Origin of the sequence: Nocardia sp. NBC_00416 (assembly GCF_036032445.1) — a bacterium.
Lineage (GTDB): Bacteria > Actinomycetota > Actinomycetes > Mycobacteriales > Mycobacteriaceae > Nocardia.
Window position 1 is genome coordinate 611,328 of sequence record NZ_CP107932.1, and the last position, 16,782, is coordinate 628,109.

The 16,782-nt window shown below is 65.8% G+C and carries 17 protein-coding genes; 10 read left to right on the forward strand and 7 right to left on the reverse strand.

Translation table 11 applies throughout. The features are described from left to right. Positions 1-56 precede the first annotated feature (56 nt). Positions 57-632, forward strand: coding sequence for a TetR/AcrR family transcriptional regulator (locus OG804_RS02835; protein ID WP_328393534.1), 576 nt, complete (start codon positions 57-59; stop codon positions 630-632). Positions 633-835: 203 nt separating this feature from the next. Here OG804_RS02835 and OG804_RS02840 read toward each other — a convergent pair whose 3' ends face one another. The 5 genes from OG804_RS02840 to OG804_RS02855 all read right to left on the reverse strand — a co-directional run bounded on the left by OG804_RS02840 (position 836) and on the right by OG804_RS02855 (position 3,963). Then, positions 836-1,066: a hypothetical protein gene (locus OG804_RS02840; RefSeq protein ID WP_328393536.1), complete on the reverse strand. Its 231-nt coding sequence runs from the start codon at positions 1,064-1,066 to the stop codon at positions 836-838. Beyond that, positions 985-1,314, reverse strand: coding sequence for a helix-turn-helix domain-containing protein (locus tag OG804_RS32270; protein ID WP_442941731.1), 330 nt, complete (start codon positions 1,312-1,314; stop codon positions 985-987). The genes OG804_RS02840 and OG804_RS32270 overlap by 82 nt, the downstream gene beginning before the upstream one ends. A gap of 166 nt (positions 1,315-1,480) precedes the next feature. Further along, positions 1,481-2,383, reverse strand: coding sequence for an IS5 family transposase (locus OG804_RS02845; RefSeq protein WP_328393244.1), 903 nt, complete (start codon positions 2,381-2,383; stop codon positions 1,481-1,483). Positions 2,384-2,549: 166 nt separating this feature from the next. Then, positions 2,550-3,458: an IS5 family transposase gene (locus OG804_RS02850; protein ID WP_328391131.1), complete on the reverse strand. Its 909-nt coding sequence runs from the start codon at positions 3,456-3,458 to the stop codon at positions 2,550-2,552. 127 nt (positions 3,459-3,585) lie between these two features. Then, positions 3,586-3,963 (reverse strand): winged helix-turn-helix transcriptional regulator, encoded by a 378-nt coding sequence (locus tag OG804_RS02855; RefSeq protein ID WP_328393538.1) that lies wholly within the window; start codon positions 3,961-3,963, stop codon positions 3,586-3,588. An 85-nt stretch (positions 3,964-4,048) separates the two neighbouring features. Here OG804_RS02855 and OG804_RS02860 point away from each other — a divergent pair, with 85 nt between their 5' ends. After that, on the forward strand, positions 4,049-4,504 hold the full coding sequence (locus OG804_RS02860) for a nuclear transport factor 2 family protein (protein ID WP_328393539.1): 456 nt from the start codon (positions 4,049-4,051) through the stop codon (positions 4,502-4,504). Between the two features lie 349 nt (positions 4,505-4,853). Here OG804_RS02860 and OG804_RS02865 read toward each other — a convergent pair whose 3' ends face one another. Further along, the gene (locus tag OG804_RS02865) at positions 4,854-5,264 is read right to left on the reverse strand and encodes a hypothetical protein (protein WP_328393541.1); all 411 of its coding nucleotides are present in this window, start codon (positions 5,262-5,264) and stop codon (positions 4,854-4,856) included. Positions 5,265-5,375: 111 nt separating this feature from the next. On the opposite strand from OG804_RS02865, the gene OG804_RS02870 reads away from it, so the two are divergent. From OG804_RS02870 to OG804_RS02905, 8 genes are all read left to right on the forward strand, one after another. Then, positions 5,376-7,106 carry an acyclic terpene utilization AtuA family protein gene (locus tag OG804_RS02870; RefSeq protein WP_328393543.1) on the forward strand — a complete coding sequence of 577 codons (1,731 nt, stop codon included), beginning with the start codon at positions 5,376-5,378 and terminating at the stop codon, positions 7,104-7,106. 27 nt (positions 7,107-7,133) lie between these two features. Then, on the forward strand, positions 7,134-8,177 hold the full coding sequence (locus tag OG804_RS02875) for an ABC transporter substrate-binding protein (protein ID WP_328393545.1): 1,044 nt from the start codon (positions 7,134-7,136) through the stop codon (positions 8,175-8,177). Then, positions 8,177-8,959: an ABC transporter ATP-binding protein gene (locus tag OG804_RS02880; protein WP_328393547.1), complete on the forward strand. Its 783-nt coding sequence runs from the start codon at positions 8,177-8,179 to the stop codon at positions 8,957-8,959. The genes OG804_RS02875 and OG804_RS02880 overlap by 1 nt, the downstream gene beginning before the upstream one ends. 86 nt (positions 8,960-9,045) lie before the next feature. Beyond that, positions 9,046-9,846, forward strand: a complete 801-nt coding sequence (locus OG804_RS02885) for an ABC transporter permease (protein WP_328393549.1) — start codon at positions 9,046-9,048, stop codon at positions 9,844-9,846. Beyond that, positions 9,843-11,933 (forward strand): acetate--CoA ligase family protein, encoded by a 2,091-nt coding sequence (locus OG804_RS02890; protein WP_328393551.1) that lies wholly within the window; start codon positions 9,843-9,845, stop codon positions 11,931-11,933. The genes OG804_RS02885 and OG804_RS02890 overlap by 4 nt, the downstream gene beginning before the upstream one ends. Further along, entirely contained in the window at positions 11,930-12,715 is a 786-nt protein-coding gene (locus OG804_RS02895) for an enoyl-CoA hydratase/isomerase family protein (RefSeq protein WP_328393553.1), read from the forward strand. The genes OG804_RS02890 and OG804_RS02895 overlap by 4 nt, the downstream gene beginning before the upstream one ends. A gap of 32 nt (positions 12,716-12,747) precedes the next feature. After that, entirely contained in the window at positions 12,748-13,515 is a 768-nt protein-coding gene (locus tag OG804_RS02900) for an enoyl-CoA hydratase-related protein (protein WP_328393555.1), read from the forward strand. Then, entirely contained in the window at positions 13,497-14,273 is a 777-nt protein-coding gene (locus tag OG804_RS02905; protein WP_328393557.1) for an IclR family transcriptional regulator, read from the forward strand. Before OG804_RS02900 ends, OG804_RS02905 begins: the two co-directional genes overlap by 19 nt. Before the next feature lie 770 nt (positions 14,274-15,043). Here OG804_RS02905 and OG804_RS02915 read toward each other — a convergent pair. Beyond that, positions 15,044-16,537: an alpha/beta hydrolase gene (locus OG804_RS02915; protein WP_328393559.1), complete on the reverse strand. Its 1,494-nt coding sequence runs from the start codon at positions 16,535-16,537 to the stop codon at positions 15,044-15,046. Between the last annotated feature and the right edge of the window lie 245 nt (positions 16,538-16,782).

The following is a 16,782-nucleotide window of genomic DNA, read 5'->3' on the forward strand; positions in this document are numbered from 1 at the left end:
TTTGTAGTTGCGGGTTCGTGTAGCGTTTTCCGGGTCGGCGGTCGAGAGGAGGCTTCATGAGCGAGACCACGGCGCGGCCGCTGCGCGCCGACGCGGAGCGCAGCGTGCGGGCGATCCTGGAGGCGGCCGAACGCCTGTTGTCCGCGGACCCCGGAGCGTCCATGGAGCAGATCGCGGCGGCCGCGGGCGTGTCCCGGGCGACGATCCATCGACGATTCGCTCACCGGCAGGCCCTCGTCGACGCCTTGGTCGATTCAGCCGCTCGCCAACTCACGGCCGCGGTCGAATCCGGCCGTCCCGACACCGCGCCGCCGCTGGTCGCGCTGCACCAGATCACCGCCAATGTCCTGGAGGTGAAGGGCGCTTGGACCTTTGCCCTCGGCGTGCGGCCCGACCCCGATAGTGACGCGGCAACCCTGCACGCGGCCATGGCCCAGCACTGCATCGCGGTGCTGGAACGGGCCAAGGCGGACGAACTCATCGACGCGGCCGCAGACCTCGACTGGGTGCGCCGGGTCTACTACGCGCTGATCGGAGAGTCGCTGCACGGCAACGCCGAAGGCAGCGACTCCGACACCCTGGCCGCTCGTATCGTCGATACGCTCCTGCACGGCGCGGCCCCGCGCGGCTGACAGGCGGCGGCATGCATTCGCTCGCGCACCGCCGATCGGTATCCGCTCGTCTTCAGCGATAGGCCGGACCTGTATCCGGCTCGTTGCGCAGGTAGAGACGAGATACCCGACCGTTCGGCCGGACGGTCGGTCGAGAAGCGCCCGGGAGCACCGTCCAACTGGGTTGTGCCCCATATAGACATGCCTCGAAGGACGAACAGTGGTCAGGAGTTCTGCTCGATCATCGCGATGAATTCCTCGGCATGCCGACCGGATACCTCGAAGGTCACGGTTGCCGGCTTAGCTGGACCGTGCTCACCGGCGACCGGGCCGGGAACGACCGACCGTGCCAGATGCCGCACTTCATCGAAGGTCAAAGCTCCCAGCTCCCGCTGCTTCCAGTGCACCTCCATGGGCGGTGCGCTCTCCAGGAGCGCGGTGAGCAGGTCCTCCACACCGAGATCCGAGCCGATTGTCGGACACCGATAACCATCCAGGTACCGGCACTGTGAGGCGACACGAGAATGTCAGCGGGTACCAGTGACCATATGCGGTTGACGGCAGAGACCTTGGGGGTTGCCGAGCGCACGGTGAAGCGCTTCCGCCACTTCGCCACGGTAATCGGCGTAACACCCACTGCTGCCGCCACATGCGCGTTCGCCGCACCCGGCTCCGCGCACGCCAACACGATCCGGCACCGCAAGGCGTACGCCTGCGTCGAAGTCGCCGCCGCGCACCCCGCACCAACTCCGGCCGCTCCGTTTTCGTCACCGCCGAATCCTGCAATTAGCCAACGTATTTCAGGCGCGGAACACTAGGGCGTGTGTCGAAGTGGTGAGCAGTGGGCGGGCCGACGGCCCGCCCACTGCTCATGGGTGGCGGAGCCATTGGTTGATCGCGGCGATGTGGATGGTTGCGAGGTAGCGGACGGCGAGTTTGTCGAATCGGGTGGCGACTGCACGGTGTTGTTTGAGCTGGTTGATGCCGCGTTCGATGGTGTTGCGGTCACGGTAGATCACCGGATCGAACGCCGGTGGTCGTCCACCGGCCGAACCGCGGGCCCGGCGGTGGCCGGCTTGACCGTCGGGCACCGGGATCGTGGCTTTGATCCCGCGCCGACGCAGCCAGTTGCGGTTGCCGCGACTGGAGTACGCCTTGTCGGCCAGTACGCGATCCGGTCGTCGGCGGGCCCGGCTCCCGGATGCGGGGATCTGGATCCGGTCGAGGACCGCCGCGAAGTGCGGACTGTCGCCGGCCTGGCCGCCGGTGAGCAGCATGCTCATCACCCGGCAACGGTCCTCGCAGGTCAAATGTAGTTTTGTTGTCCATCCGCCTCGTGACCGGCCCAGGGCATGGTCACCGGGTTCGCGCTCACCGGGGCCGCTCGGTGGTTCAGCTTGATTGTCGGGGTCGCGGCGGGCCCCGGCCGCGTGCTGATGGGCTCGCATGATCGTGGAGTCGACGCTGATCTGCCATCTGATCGCACCGGCGGCCTCGGCGCAGGCTTGCAGCGTTTTCAGGATCACTGCCCAAGCTCCGGTTCGCTGCCATCGCCGGAAAAGCCCATAGATCGCCGACCAGGATCCGTAGTGGGCTGGGATATCGCGCCACGGGCAACCGACGCGGGTGCGCCATCTGATTCCGTTGATGAGTTGTCGTTTCGTCCACACGGGCGGACGGCCCGTCTTCTGGTTACGGGGCAGCAGCGGCTGCAACCGCGCCCATTGCGCATCGGTCAGATCCGCGCGCCCCGTCACCGCTACGCTGGCCATGAGGTCTCCGGTCGGTCTTCGGTTTTACTTGGTCGTTCAACCGACTTACCGGAGACCTCGCCTATTTGCCAACGCGGCCAAGATGTTTCAGAAATCAGCAGGTGGGGTGGCACCGCATAGCGGTGCCACCCCACCTGTTACTTCGACACAGGCCCTAGGCCGCGTTTCATAAGTCGTGGCCGGATAACCACAGGTTGATTGCGGCGACGCGGACCGTGGCCAGGTAGCGGACAGCGAGTTTGTCATAGCGGGTGGCGACTGCGCGGTGCTGTTTGAGGCGGCTGATCGTGCATTCCACGGCGTGGCGCAGTTTGTAGAGGTTCGGGTCGAACGCTGGCGGCCGGCCGCCAGCGTTTCCTTTGGCCACGCGATGCGCTGCCTGGTCCGCCTTGATCGGGATGGTTGCCTTGATCCCGCGTTGCCGCAGGTAAGCACGGTTGGCCGCCGAGGAATAGGCTTTGTCGGCCAGGACCCGATCCGGTCGCGACCGGGTGCCACCGACCCCGAGTCGCGGCACCCGTATTTCGCCGAGCACCGTCGTGAACTGCGGGCAATCGGCCCACTGACCAGGTGTGATCACCAGAGCCAACGGCCGCTGGCCCTGGTCGGCGGCCAGATGCAGCTTCGTGGTGAACCCACCCCGCGACCGTCCCAGACCGTGGTCAGCGGGTTCGTCGTCGAAACCACCCGCCGGTTCGACCTGACCGTCGAAGTCGCGGCGGGCACCCGCCGCATGCTGGTGCGCACGGGCGATCGTGGAGTCCACGCTCACCGTCCACTCGATCTCGCCGCCCGCGTCGGCGTGGGCTTGCAGCGCGGTCAGTATCGATTCCCACGTGCCGTCACGCTGCCAGCGGCGGAACAACCCGTACACCGTCTGCCACGGCCCATACGTTGTCGGAATATCACGCCACGGGCTGCCGGTCCGGATCCGCCACCGGATCCCGTCGATCAACCGGCGTTTCGACCACCGCGGTGGCCGACCCGGCTTCATACCAGCAGGTAGTAGCGGTTTCAGTTTCGCCCACTGAGCATCAGTCAGATCCGCACGGCACGTTGCCGTTACGCTGTTCACGAGGTCTCCGGTTGGTTTCCGGTTGTGCTTGGTCGTTCAACCAACTACCGGAGACCTCGCCACATCACCAACTTCTCAACCCGGACAACGGGTTCCATCCCACACCATCGGGCTTATGAAACGCGGCCTAGTCCGGTCGACTGTCGTACTCGGCTTGTGCGGCGGCGATGGCGCTCCGGTGCCGGGTCGCCCACCCGGTCAGGGTCAACAGGGATTCGTGCAGCTCTCTGGCCATCTCGGTGAGGGTGTACTCGACCTTCGGTGGAACTGTGGGGTACACGGTGCGGGTAAGCAGTCCGTCGCGCTCCAACCTCCGCAGCTTCAGCGTGAGCATGCGTCGGCTGATTCCCCGTATCGATCGCTCGAGTTCTGTGAAACGGACCGGTCCTTGCGCGGCCGCGACCAAGATGCCGATACTCCACTTTCCGGAGACGTGGTCGAGGACCTCCGAGACCGGGCAAGCTTCGCTGGCCAGGGCCGGCACATCGATGTGACTGTGGGACATAAAAGTGCCTTCTTCCGCGCCTGTCCATGGTGGCTGATCATGTACCCAGTAACAAATCATGCACCAACAGACGAGGCGGAGCCATATGTCCCCTATTTCCCCGCAGTTCCGGGAGCTCACAGACCGTGCCGCGATCCTGGATACGGTGGTGGCATACGCGACGGCGGTAGACACCAAGGACTGGGAGATGCTGGCCGTGTTGTTCACCGATGACGCACGCTGGGAGTACAGCGCAACAGGCGAACAGCACGACGGCCCCGCCGCGATCGTCGCCCGGATCAGCGCCGGTCTCGAACGGCTCGACGTCACCCAGCACTTGAACGGAAACCATGTCATCACTCTGCATGCAGGCGAGGCGGAGCACACCTGCTATTACCATGCCCAACACATATGTCGGGGCCTGTCCGGTGGTGAGAATTTCCTCGCAGGCGGAAGCTACCACGACCGGTTGCGGCGCACTACGAACGGCTGGCGATTCGTCTCGCGCAGCCTGAGCAGTAGTTGGAGCGAGGGCAACCCCGCCGTCATCGGCCGAAGATGAGCGCGAAGGCCACGCCTCTTTTCTGGCTCACCGCCCTCGTGTCTTCTGCGCTCTGGCGTCCAGCAGCGCTCCGAGTCGTGCGATGCATATCCCATGCTTGTTCGGGAGTGCAGCGAGTCCGGCCGTGCGCGGATCGGTGTGACGACTACCGATGCGAGGAACGCCTCGAACGCTTCCACCGCGCGCAGGTTCCCGGCCCTTTCCTAGTACTCGTCGTCGGATCGGGGCGCTCGAATGCGTCACCGGTCTCGCTGTCGGGCTGCTCGGGGATCGGGTCGTCCCCACGATGGGCGGGGATCAGAACCGGGTGTCGCGCACCCGCAGCGGCCCGCGTTCCCAACCTCTCAGGTCAGTACATCTGGTGTGCGGATCGCGATGCTGGATAGGGCGATTCCGGAACTGCTTCCGAGGGTCGCCAGAGCGGTAGAAAACGTAAGCCACGTAATTCAGCGCGATCTGAGGATGCCGGGTCGTGTAGCGGGCCGATCACTTCGGCGGGGGAATCGACCGAGGTGATCACGATTTCGGCCGGATAGGTGAGGGGAACCTCGAGGTCGGCCTGCAACCGTGAATTATCCGGCTGGACGATGGGATTGGCGGCGACCGGGGCGGGTGGCTGTCCGGTGTACGGCAGGTCCGCCCTGCGAGGCCGGTCCCGACGCGTCTCGGCCAGTCCGTCACCGCGGCCGCCGACCAGTTTCTGTTCGTGCGCGATCTCGCCTCTGTCTACCTCTTGCGTCGTCGTCGGCGGCCGGTTCATTACCCGTGGTGGTTCGGTCCGTGTTCGCGGCGCGGTATTGACGGCGTGGTCTACGTCACTTACGGTTCGATATATACAAGTTCCAATACGTATATACGTAAGGAATCGTCGATGAGACCTATTCGAATCGCCAACTTCTCCGGCTTCTTCGGGGACCGTGCCAGCGCGTTGGCTCAGATGATCCGGACCGCGGAGGCAGACGTCCTCACTGGTGACTACCTCGCGGAGGTCACCATGAGTGTTCTGGCGAAGCAGCGCGACCGGAATCCCGGTGCCGGATACGCCGCCGGTTTCCTGGCCCAGCTGCGGCCGGTACTCGCCGAGTTCGCCGGTGGCGATGCGCGGATCGTGGTCAATGCCGGGGGCTTACACCCCCGCGGTCTGGCCGCGGCGGTGCGTGAGCTGGCGCAGGCCGGGGGACATCCCATTCCGGTCGCCACGGTCGTCGGCGACGATGTGCTGGATCAGGTTGCCGGGTCGGACGCGGTGACGCGCTTCGACGACTTCTGCCCGGTGACCGCCAACGCCTACCTCGGCGGCTGGGGTATCGCCCGAGCGTTGGCGGACGGCGCGCGAATAGTCGTCTGCGGCCGCGTGGCGGATGCGTCGCTGGTGGTCGGCGCCGCCGCCTGGTGGCACGGGTGGGACCGGGACGCGTGGGACCCACTGGCCGGTGCGCTGATCGCGGGCCACCTCATCGAATGCGGGACGCAGGTCACCGGCGGTAACTTCTCCGGATTCGACGCCACGGCACTGTCGGACCTCGCCTTTCCCGTCGCCGACATCGCCGGGGACGGCACGGTGGTCGTCTCGAAACCGGAACCATCCGGCGGCCGTGTCTCGGTCGACACTGTGACAGCGCAGCTGGTCTACGAGGTGCAGGGGCGGTGGTATGCCAATCCCGATGTCGTGGCGGATCTGAGCACGATCTCGCTGGAGCAGACCGGAATCGATGCCGTGACGGTATCCGGCACGGTGGGAGCCCCGCCGCCGCCGACCACCAAGGTCGCGATGACCGGCGAGGGGGACTGGGAGAACTCCATGCTCATCGGTGTCACCGGCATGGACTTCGCGGCCAAACGTCAGGTTCTGGAACAGGGTGTGCGTGCCGCTCTCGCCGGCGTCGCCGGGATCTCGGCGGTATGTGTCGAGCTGATCGGCTGTGAGGCGCAAGCGCCCACGAGCCAGAACGAGGCCACCGGATTCCTCCGCGTGGTGGTGCAGGGGACCGACGAGACCGCTGTCGGCCGGTCGTTCTCCAGCGCGATCGTCGAAATGGCCCTGGCGAGCTTTCCCGGGATCTACCTCACCGCGCCGCCCGGTAAGGCGATCCGGCGCGGCGCCTACCGAGCCATCTCTATCGACCAGGGGATCCCGGACCATCAGGTCATCGCCGAGGACGGCAGCGTCGTGGCGATCGAGCCACCGGCGGTGACGCGCGCTTACGCGGAAGAGTTCGACGCGCCGGCCGAGCCCGCCGCCGATGATCATGACAACCTCGTGGAGGTTCGTCTGGGCGCGCTCGCCCACGCCCGGTCCGGGGACAAGGGCGGTGACGCGAATATCGGGGTGTGGGCGCACGACAGTCAGGTATGGCCGTGGTTACGGGACCGGCTGACCGTCCCGCAACTGCGCCGGCTCCTGCCCGAGGCCGGCGACCTGTCCATCGACCGCGTCGAGTTGCCGAACCTGATGGCGGTCAACTTCGTCATCCGCGGCCTTCTCGGCGGCGGTGCGATCTCCTCACTGCGGCTGGACAGCCAGGCCAAAGGCCTCGGCGAATACCTCCGAGCCTGCCGCGTCGAGGCACCGAAAACCCTCGTCTCCGAGCTCCACCGCTAGACAGCACTTCTCGAGAAGGTCCAACTCATGAACAGATCCAGCAAACTCCTCACGATGCTCTGTGCGGCCGTGCTGACGACCACTGTTGTCGCGGGATGCGTATCCCCCGAAAAATCTTCGGGTGATGGCGCGGCGGGCGGGCTCCTCTCGGCGACGGCCGTCGGCGGCGGCGCATCGATGAGCTACACCGTCCCCCAGCTCATCGACTCGATGGACGCCGGCAAGGCGCACGGCCTCGACGTGACCTATCAGGGTACGGGCACCTCCAGCAGCAATATGGTGGCCGCGGTGCTCTCGGGCGATGCTGATTTCGCGTTCCCCGCGGCGACCACCGCGATCGACTCGATCCAGGAGGGCGGCGACCTGGTCATCGTCGCGAGTGCGCTCCGGTACGCGTCGATCCTGGGCCTGCGAAACGATGTGTCGGAACGTACGGGCGTCTCCGCGGAGTCCCCGGTGCTCGAGCGCATCAAGGCACTGAAGGGTTTGAAGATCGCGACCTCGCCGGAGGGGTCGGGCAACAATACGATGCTCCGGAAGATCGTCGCCGATGGTGGTCTGGATCCGGACAGAGACGTGGAGATCATCGGCGTCCAGGACCCGTCCGCGATCGTCGGCGGGGTGAAGCAGGGTCGCTTCGACGGCGGCTTCTACGGCGCCGGAGTCATCGAGGCCAATATCGCCTCCGGTGAGGCCCAGATGTGGCTGTCGACGGCTCGGGGCGACGTGGACGAGCTACTCGGGCACCAGATCGGCATGGTGATGGTCACCTCCAAGAAGACCCTCGCGAACAAGCCGGACCTGGTCCGCGCCATGTTCGACACCGTTGTCGACGTCGAGAAGTCCATTGCGAACGACCCCGGGGCGGCGGGAGCGCTGCTGCGGCAGAACTGGTTCCCCGACCTCGACGGCAAGGTTTTCGACCTGGCGTGGGAACAGGCTCAGCACGCCTACCCCGTCGACGGGCTGGTCACCGAAGCGCAGTTCGGCGCCATTCTGGACTTCATGACGACCGGCGACAAGAAATACACGCTGGACTATGCCGACTCGGTCTACCAGGGAGCGCGGTAGTGGGCAGCGAAACTCTGCTGGAACTGTCCGGCATCCGGATGGGTTTCGGCGACGGTCCCGACGTGATCGCCGACACCAGTATGGACATGGCCGCGAACGAGTTCGTCAGCGTGATCGGCCCGTCCGGATGCGGTAAGTCCACGATCCTGAACGCGGTCGCCGGTCTCATGCCGGTGCGCGGCGGGCGAGTTGTCTACCGGGGCAGAGCGATTCGCACAGTGAACACCGATGTCGGCTATATGACGCAGGGCGACACGCTGTTGCCGTGGCGGACTGTGCAGGACAACATCGCGATGCCGCTCCGGCTACGCGGAGTCGCCAAGGCCTCGATTCGCGAGAAGGTCGGCGCGCTGGTGAAGTTGCTGGACCTGGTGGACGCCGCCGACAAGTTCCCGGCTCAGCTCTCGGGCGGAATGAAGAGGCGGGCGCTGTTGGCGCGCAGCATGATCTACGAACCCGCGCTACTGCTGATGGACGAGCCGTTCGCCGCACTCGACGCGCAGCTACGGACACAGATGCATCGGGAACTGCGGCGGACGGTGGCGGACACCGGGCAGGCCGTGCTGTTCATCACCCATGACATCTACGAGGCCGTATTGCTGTCCGATCGCGTCGTCGTATTGGGTGGAAGGCCCGCGGCGCCGATTTCCGAGCACCTCGTGCCGTTCGGCCCCGACCGGGATATGGAAGTACTGCGATTCGACCCCGAGTTCGTACGTCTGGAGAAAGTGGTGCACGACGCGCTGGGAGCGGCTCGAACGATGTCGAGGGAAGCGTCATGAGCCTGCTGGAGAAAAGGACACGAGGAAGCGGGGTGGCGGGCGCCGATCGCCGGGGCGCTGCCCCGGCCGGAGAGGGAGGTGCCCGAGTGCCGGTCGAATCCGACGCCGTGCCGAAGAAACGATCACGATGGACTGTGCCGATGATCCGGCTCGCCATCGTTATCGGAGTGCTGGCGCTGTGGGAGCTCGCCTCGGGACGCGTCATCGACGAGTTCTTCATCAGCCGGCCCAGCGAGATCGCGCAGGTCTGGGTGCGCTGGGTGGGCGATGGAACCCTGTGGTACAACGCGTCCAGTACGTTCCTGTCGGCAGCTATCGGCTTCGCCCTCGGCGGGACGGCGGCCATTGTCGTCGGCTACGTCCTCGGCGGTTCACCGCGACTGGCCGAGATCTTCGAGCCGTTCATCACCTCGATCTACAGCCTGCCCAAACTCGCGTTGGTGCCGTTGTTCGTGATGTGGTTCGGGATCGGGAGACCACTTCAGCTCGCGATCTGCGGATTGGTTGTCTTCTTCCTCATGTTCTACAACACCTACTACGGGATCCGGGATGTCGATCGCGGCCTGATCGACGCGATGCGGGTGATGGGTGGCAGCAAGTGGGACATCGCGACCCGCGTCCGGCTGCCCTCGGCCCTGGTGTGGGTGACCGCGGGGCTGAAACTGTCTGTTCCGCAAGCGCTCGTGGCTGTGGTGGTCGCCGAGATCCTGGCCTCGAACCGGGGCCTGGGTCATCTGGTCGCGCTCAACTCCGGCCAATTCAACTCCGCCGGCACGTTCGCGGCCGTCGCCACGCTATTGCTCGTCGGCATCGTCATCGACCGGCTGCTGGCCGTCGCCACCCGGCGAGCGCTGATCTGGAAGCAGGAAGGACCAGCAGGACGATGACCGTTGTCGAGACCGATTCCGCGCCTACGCAGTACGACATGGGTGCGTTGCTGAATCCGCGACGCATCGCGGTAGTGGGCGCCAACGATCGCAGTGAGGCCTTCACCGGTGGCACCGTCGTCAACCTCCGCCGGCACGGATACACCGGCGAGGTGTATCCGATCAACCCGCGGCGGGATGTCGTCGGCGGCTACCGGGCCTACCCGGACCTCGGTTCGCTGCCGGGACCGATCGACCAGGCGGTGATCGTCGTGAAGGCCGATTCGGTGGTGCCGATGCTGGATGAGGCGGTGGCCGCGGGAGCCCGCGCGGCGATCGTCATCTCCTCGGGCTTCGGCGAGGGCGCGGCCGGCGCGGAGGGCCGGCGACGGGCCGCGCAGTTGCGGGACTTCCTTTCGCGGCATCCGATTCCGCTCCTGGGTCCGTCCACGACCGGGCTGGTGAACCTCAATGACAGCTTTGTTCCGCGCGCGGTCACCAACCATCTCGAACCGGCCCGGCTCCGTACCGGACCGGTGGCGCTGATCTCGCAGTCGGGCGCCGCGAACAATGCGGTGTTCAACCGGGCGCAATCGCACGGTGTCGGTATCGGGCTCGCTGTCGCCACCGGAGTTCAGGCCGATATCGGGGTCTGGGACATCGCACGGGTGGCGGTCGACGATCCGCGCATCACCGTACTGGCCATGCTGGTCGAGGATTTGGGTGCGCCCGCGGATTACGAGAGCGTGCTGCGGTCCGCGGCGCGGGCGGGCAAGCCGGTGGTGCTGCTGCGTACCGGCCGCAGCGAGGTGGGAAGGTCGGCGATCGCCACCCACACCGGGTCGCTGGCGGGCAATTGGGCCGTCGAGCGGGAGATGATGGAGGCGTTGGGCGTTATCCTGGCCGCCGACCTCGACCAGCTGTGGGAGATCGCCGCGATCGCGACGCACTGGGGGGCCGCTCCCCGCAGTCGGGTCGGTCTCGGCGTGATCGGTATGTCGGGAGGGGAAGGCGCCGTGATCGCCGACCACGCCGACGAAGCCGGGATCGCGATGCCCGAGGTATCCGTGGCCTTCACCGAACTGGTCGGCGAGAAACTGACGCTGGCGGGCGCGGGCAACCCGTTCGATCCGACCGGGGAGGCGATCGGCCGGCAACAGAATGCCCTGGACGCCATGACGGGCTTCATCACCCTCAACGACTACGACGTGCACCTGCTGGCGTTGAACGCGCAGGCGGTCCCCGCTGAAGGGGGGCTGCTCGACCAACTGTTGGACGGACTGTCCACGACCGGGAGCCGGATCGGCATCTCGTACTGGGATATTCCCGGATACTCCGATGGCCTGGCCGATCGGTTGACGACATTCGCCGGACCGGTTCTACCCAGCTCGGCGCGGATGATCGACGCGATCGGCGCCTGGTCGAGAGGCCGAGCCGTCGTACCGGGCCGGGAGCCCGAGCGGCCGGCCGCGGCGCTGGCGGCCGATCACGCGGTGGATTACTGGACCGCGAGATCGGCGCTGAGCGAGGTAGGAGTGCCGTTCGCCGACGCGGCGCTGGTACACGACGGACAGGCCGCGATGAGGGCGGCCCGGACGATCGGGTATCCGGTGGTGCTGAAGGCGAACGTCGAGAGCACCGTGCACAAGGCAGCGGCGGGGCTGATCCGTCTCGGGGTCACCGATGAGGATTCCGTGGCGCGGCATTTCACCGAGCTGTGTGACGCCGGGAACGGGGTCGTGGTGGAGAAAGCGGTGCTCTCGACCTCCTCGCTCATTGTGGGCACGGTGTTCGATCCGCACGTGGGGTCGGTGGTGATGGTGGGCAGTGGCGGCGGCGCCGCGGAACAACTGCAGGATACGGCGGTATGTCCCACCCGGTTGCTGACCGTATCGGCCGCGCGGGACGCGCTGCGCAGGTGCGCGATGGGAAGATTCCTCGAACATCGTGAACCGGAGCGATTCACCCAGGTAGCCGAGCTTCTCATCGCTCTCGGCCGGGCAGTCGACGGGCAGATGATCTCCGTGGACCTCAATCCTGTGGTTGTCACCCCGGCGGGAATCGTCGCACTCGACGCCCGCATCGAGAATTCGGGGCAACAATCATGAGTCCCAACGTCACCGTGACAGTCGAGGACAAGATCGCGACCATCTCCCTCACCGACGTGGACCGGATGAACGCACTGAGTTCGGCGACCATCAGTGCGCTCATCTCGGCTTTCGAAGCCGCACACCACGATAACGATATCTGGGTCGTGGTTTTGCGCGCCGAGGGTGACCGGGGATTCTGCGTCGGACGTGACCTGCGCGAGGTGCGGGCGAACGATCTGTCGCATCCGGGGACAGCGGATTCGCTGCCGATGCACGGGCTGGAACGCAACCTGTTCGAGGTGATCGTCGAATGCGCCAAACCGGTGATCGCGGCGATCTTCGGGCATACGCTGGGCGGCGGCGCGGAGCTGGCGCTGGCGGCCGATATCCGGATCGCCGCCGATAACCTGTCGATCGGGTTCCCCGAGGTGACAAGGGGATTCGGTGCCAACTTCGCGTCGGTCGTGCTGCCACGAATCGTGCCGCTGGGTGTAGCCAACGATCTGCTGTTCACCGGCCGCAGGATCGGAGCGTCGGAGGCAGCGGCTGTCCACCTCGTGAACCGGGTCGTCCCGCCGGCCGCGCTGGACCGCGCGGCACGTGACTACGCCGAGACCTTGCGCTCGAACGCGCCGTTGACGATTCGCCGATACAAGGCCATGGGGACCAGGGCCCAGGGGTTACCGCTGGCGGCGGCGCTGCGCCTGGACGCACCCCCGAACCCCTATCTGAGTGAAGACCGAAGAGAAGGTATCGCCGCCTTCCTGGAGAAGCGCGCCCCGGAGTGGGCGGCTCGTTGACCGTCCGGCATCCCATAGACAAAGGAACAAATGTGACCGAGTTAGTGCACCTGGACATCGATGCTTCGATCGCCACCGTCACCCTCGACTCGCCGTCCAATCGCAATGCTCTCTCACGCCGGCTGGTGGCGGAACTGCACGCCCATCTGAGTACCGCGGTGAATGCGGCGCAGGTGCGTGCGGTGGTCATCACCGGGACCGGACCGGTCTTCTGCGCGGGCGGGGACCTGAAAGAGATGAGCCGGACCGTCACCCCCGACCAGCCGGGGCTGCCGTCGTTCGCGGACGTACTCGGCCTGATCATGGAATGCCCGATCCCGGTGGTGGTCAAGATGAATGGGCCGGCGCGGGCGGGCGGGCTCGGGATCGTCGCCGCCGGCGATATCGCGATAACCCCGGCCACGGCGACATTCGCGTTCAGTGAGGTGAAAATCGGGGTGGCGCCGGCGATGATCGCCGTACCGTGCACTCGGCGAATGACCCCACGTAGCATCTCTCGATATTTCCTCACCGGGGAGACCTTCGATGCCGCCACAGCCGAACAGGTGGGTCTCGTCAGTATCGTCACCGATGACGTGGATTCGGCATGTGCCGGGATCGTCGCTGCGCTGCGCGGCGCCGGTCCGAACGCGCTCCGGGCTGCCAAGGAGTTGATCCCGGTCGCGCGGAATCTGGAACTCGGCGATGCCCTCGCGACAATGGAAAAGGAATCGGCGAGACTGTTCGCGAGCAGCGAGGGGCAGGAAGGCATGGCCGCCTTCGTTGCGAAGCGGAAACCCGAATGGGCCCAGTTCGACTGACAAAGGATGAGATCGTGAAGGGAAAGCATCATCGGGGCGTCGACCGGACCGTCGCGATCCTGGAGTCCGTCGCCCGCGCCCCCACCGGACTCACGCTCACGGAGCTGGCGCGAGGACTCGATGCTCCGGTCAGTTCGGTACAGCAGCTCGTCTACGGTCTTGTCGCGGTGGGCTTCCTCGACGAGGACGACCGGCGGTTCACCCTCGGCCCCGGCGCATTCGCGTTGACCATGCGAACGGATTGGCGATCGATCGCACCGATCTCGCATGAACTGGTGGAGGACCTTTCCGCCGACCTCGGGTGCACGATCGTGTTGGGTCTGCTCGTCGGCGACAACCTCATGTATTTCGATGAGGCGGGCTCCGATCCGGCGATCGAGTATTACGCCACGACCCGCAGGCGCCGTCCGATCCTGGTCAGTGCCGGTGGTAAAAGACTGCTGGCGGGTCTGCCGGACTTCGAACTGCAGCATCGGCTGCGCGGCTTGAGCGAGCGGCACCCTGCCAGTGAGGTCGATCAGTTCTTGGCGGAGCTCCCCGGGATTCGGAAAACCGGGTTGGCCTACGGGCGCGCGCTCGAGGATATCCTGGCTGTCGCCGCCGGGGTGCCGGGTCGGCGCGGCAAGTTGGCCGCGGCGCTGATTGCGGTCGGATCGCCGGCGGACATGGCCGGCCGGATCGAAGACGTGGGAGCGGCTCTTCTCGAGCGCATTCGTGAACATGGTGGCGGCGGCGGATCCTTCGGGCTCTGCCCATGACTGTGCCGCGTCGGATCGTGCTGTGGCTCGCCGACTACTGAACCCGGCCTGCACCGGCGAACCTGCCGATCCGGAGGCTGTTCGGATTCGTGATTCGGGTGGTTCAGGGCACGGCGTCGGACCCGAGCATTGCCGGTGCGCAGGCAGGCCGGCCGGCCGCGCTCACGCTCACCTCAACAGCGCCGCCGGCACCACTGCGGAGGTGCCGACGCCGCAGCAACCGGCATCCACCGAGGCTCAACAGTAAGCCGAGGGACCGCCGCGTTGCCAGTTATGGGACCACCGGCGGCAGCACAGTAGTGGAACAGGTTTTCGCAACCGAACGATCGCCCGGCGCCGCGTTAGCGAACGACTGGTATGCGGCATGAGCGCCACACCTCGGTTGGGCGTAGCCAGTTCGGCCATGATCTCCTGGCGGCCCTGCTCGGTGAAACATCGACTCCCCATGCACCGATTCGACCACCGTGGACTCCGATCACGCACCTGGCTACGTTATGCACTTTCCGTGGCGTGACCTGCCCGAACGGCATGGGACCTGAACGTGATGACCAGATCGCCCGCCGTACTGCGAAGGGTTCGCACGGCGGTCGGCCTCCGGAGTTCGACTCCGAGGTCTACAAGCGACGCAACGTGGTCGAGAGGTGCTTCAATCGGCTCGAACAGTTCCGTAGTCTGGCTACCCGCTACGCCAAACGCGCCCCGCTTACTACCAAGCCGAACTCGCCATCGCCGCGATCGTCCTCTGGTTGCGATGAATGACAGGACAGGCCCTACGGCGTGGATTGATCCGCGTAGCACGTGATGTCGGTATCCGGCATGGTACCTACGCTGAAGTATGTGTTGATCGCATTGTTTACGCAGCTGCTGAGTTCGGGCCGGAATGTCATGTGGATACGGACATCCTGCAGCGTCACCATCCGCGACTCGGACATGTCCTGGTGCAATCGGACGCCCTCGACATAAGGAGTTCGGGGATCTCCCGTCGCTTGCAGGATGAGCGCGGGCACAGAATTCCGGACGACAGTCGGTGGCTCGACCGGTCGAGGCCAGAAGGCGCACGGCTGGATGTTGTTCGCCAGTGCGCCGAAGACCGGCTGCGTGGCCCGGGTCTCTTCGATGTTGCGCCAATACCAGGTCGGATCAATCGGCGCCCCGACATCGCCGCAGGCGATCTGCGCAAGCACCGAATTCTCATTGTCGCGCAGGCCCGCCACGATGGCACGAAGCCGGGGTGTGCGCGATGTAGTGGGCGGACCACCCGCGGCATCGGCGATCTCCCGCACAGTGACGGCCAACTCTTCGTTCAGCCGGAAGTTCATCAGCAATGAGTGCAGGATGAACGGAAGCCAGTGATCGTCGATGGCAAACCCATCGATGACAATCGGTTGGCGTGCGACGATACGAACGAGCTCCTCGATCTTCGTTCGCACCTGCTGCGGAGTCGTACCGAGCCGGAACTCGTCATCCCGACCGGATACCCAGCCGGCCCAGTCGTCCAGCGCGATCTCGTCCGGCGGACCCCAATCCTGAACCAATCCTTCCCAGTACCGGTCCGGGTCGATCGCGCTATCGAGCACGACGCGGTCACTCCTCTCGGGGAACATCTGCGTGAACACGGCTCCGAGGTAGGTGCCGTAGGACACGCCGTAGAAATTGACCTTCTCCTCGCCCAGGGCGCCTCGCACAATGTCCATGTCACGCGCGGTGTTGCGCGTGGTGAGCTGCCGCAGCTTGTTCGGATCACGAATCAGGCAGCTCGCGGCCATCCCCGCGGACTGAACGGTGTCGTGCACGAATCCCAGCGGATCCAGGCCCGCCGACCGAATCATCTCGCCTACCGGCCACCCGCACCGCGGACTCCGACCGGACTCACCGACACCGCGCGGATCCATGCCGATCAGGTCGTAACTCGCCGAGACCTCCGGCGACAGCACATCACCGAGCAGATCCAGACTGTCCAGCCCCTCCGAACCGGGACCGCCTGGATTGGACAACAGAATTCCTCGCCGCCGCGCCGGATCGCCGGCCTGCACCCGCGAAATCGCCACGGTCATCGTGCGATCGTCGGGAATCCCGTAGTCGAGCGGCACCAGTACATCCGCGCATTCGCCACCGGCCTTGTCGACATTCTCGACGCCGCAAGGCTTCCACTCGAGCCGCTGGTGATAGAACCGGTCCAACCCGATCGGGTGCGCGTCGTCTACCGGGTCCGCCTGGCTGTACGCCGGCACCGCCATCAGCAGGGACACCGCCACTACAGACATCGAACGCCAGAACAGGTTCACCGACAACAGACGTCGCCTCTCGATATGAGGGATCACGCAGGTTGGTGCGACGTGAACCGTAGCCGATACCGGGGTTCGGTTGTGGTAACCCACACCCAGTCAGGGTGAGTCGAGCACGTCGTGCCGGCTGGGCATCCTCGGCCGTTCATCGAAGTGAACGGATGCGCAGCGTCTGATCTGCGGCAGGCATCGAGGCGTGGCCTGCTGGATGGCGGCTGAGAGTC

Bases quoted from the DNA above. Each gene is read 5' to 3' on its own strand.
- OG804_RS02835 (WP_328393534.1), top strand. From the start codon at position 57: ATGAGCGAGACCACGGCGCGGCCGCTGCGCGCCGACGCGGAGCGCAGC.
- OG804_RS02845 (WP_328393244.1), bottom strand. From the start codon at position 2,383: ATGGCCAGCGTAGCGGTGACGGGGCGCGCGGATCTGACCGATGCGCAA.
- OG804_RS02855 (WP_328393538.1), bottom strand. From the start codon at position 3,963: ATGTCCCACAGTCACATCGATGTGCCGGCCCTGGCCAGCGAAGCTTGC.
- OG804_RS02860 (WP_328393539.1), top strand. From the start codon at position 4,049: ATGTCCCCTATTTCCCCGCAGTTCCGGGAGCTCACAGACCGTGCCGCG.
- OG804_RS02865 (WP_328393541.1), bottom strand. From the start codon at position 5,264: ATGAACCGGCCGCCGACGACGACGCAAGAGGTAGACAGAGGCGAGATC.
- OG804_RS02870 (WP_328393543.1), top strand. From the start codon at position 5,376: ATGAGACCTATTCGAATCGCCAACTTCTCCGGCTTCTTCGGGGACCGT.
- OG804_RS02875 (WP_328393545.1), top strand. From the start codon at position 7,134: ATGAACAGATCCAGCAAACTCCTCACGATGCTCTGTGCGGCCGTGCTG.
- OG804_RS02890 (WP_328393551.1), top strand. From the start codon at position 9,843: ATGACCGTTGTCGAGACCGATTCCGCGCCTACGCAGTACGACATGGGT.
- OG804_RS02895 (WP_328393553.1), top strand. From the start codon at position 11,930: ATGAGTCCCAACGTCACCGTGACAGTCGAGGACAAGATCGCGACCATC.
- OG804_RS02905 (WP_328393557.1), top strand. From the start codon at position 13,497: ATGGGCCCAGTTCGACTGACAAAGGATGAGATCGTGAAGGGAAAGCAT.
- OG804_RS02915 (WP_328393559.1), bottom strand. From the start codon at position 16,537: ATGTCTGTAGTGGCGGTGTCCCTGCTGATGGCGGTGCCGGCGTACAGC.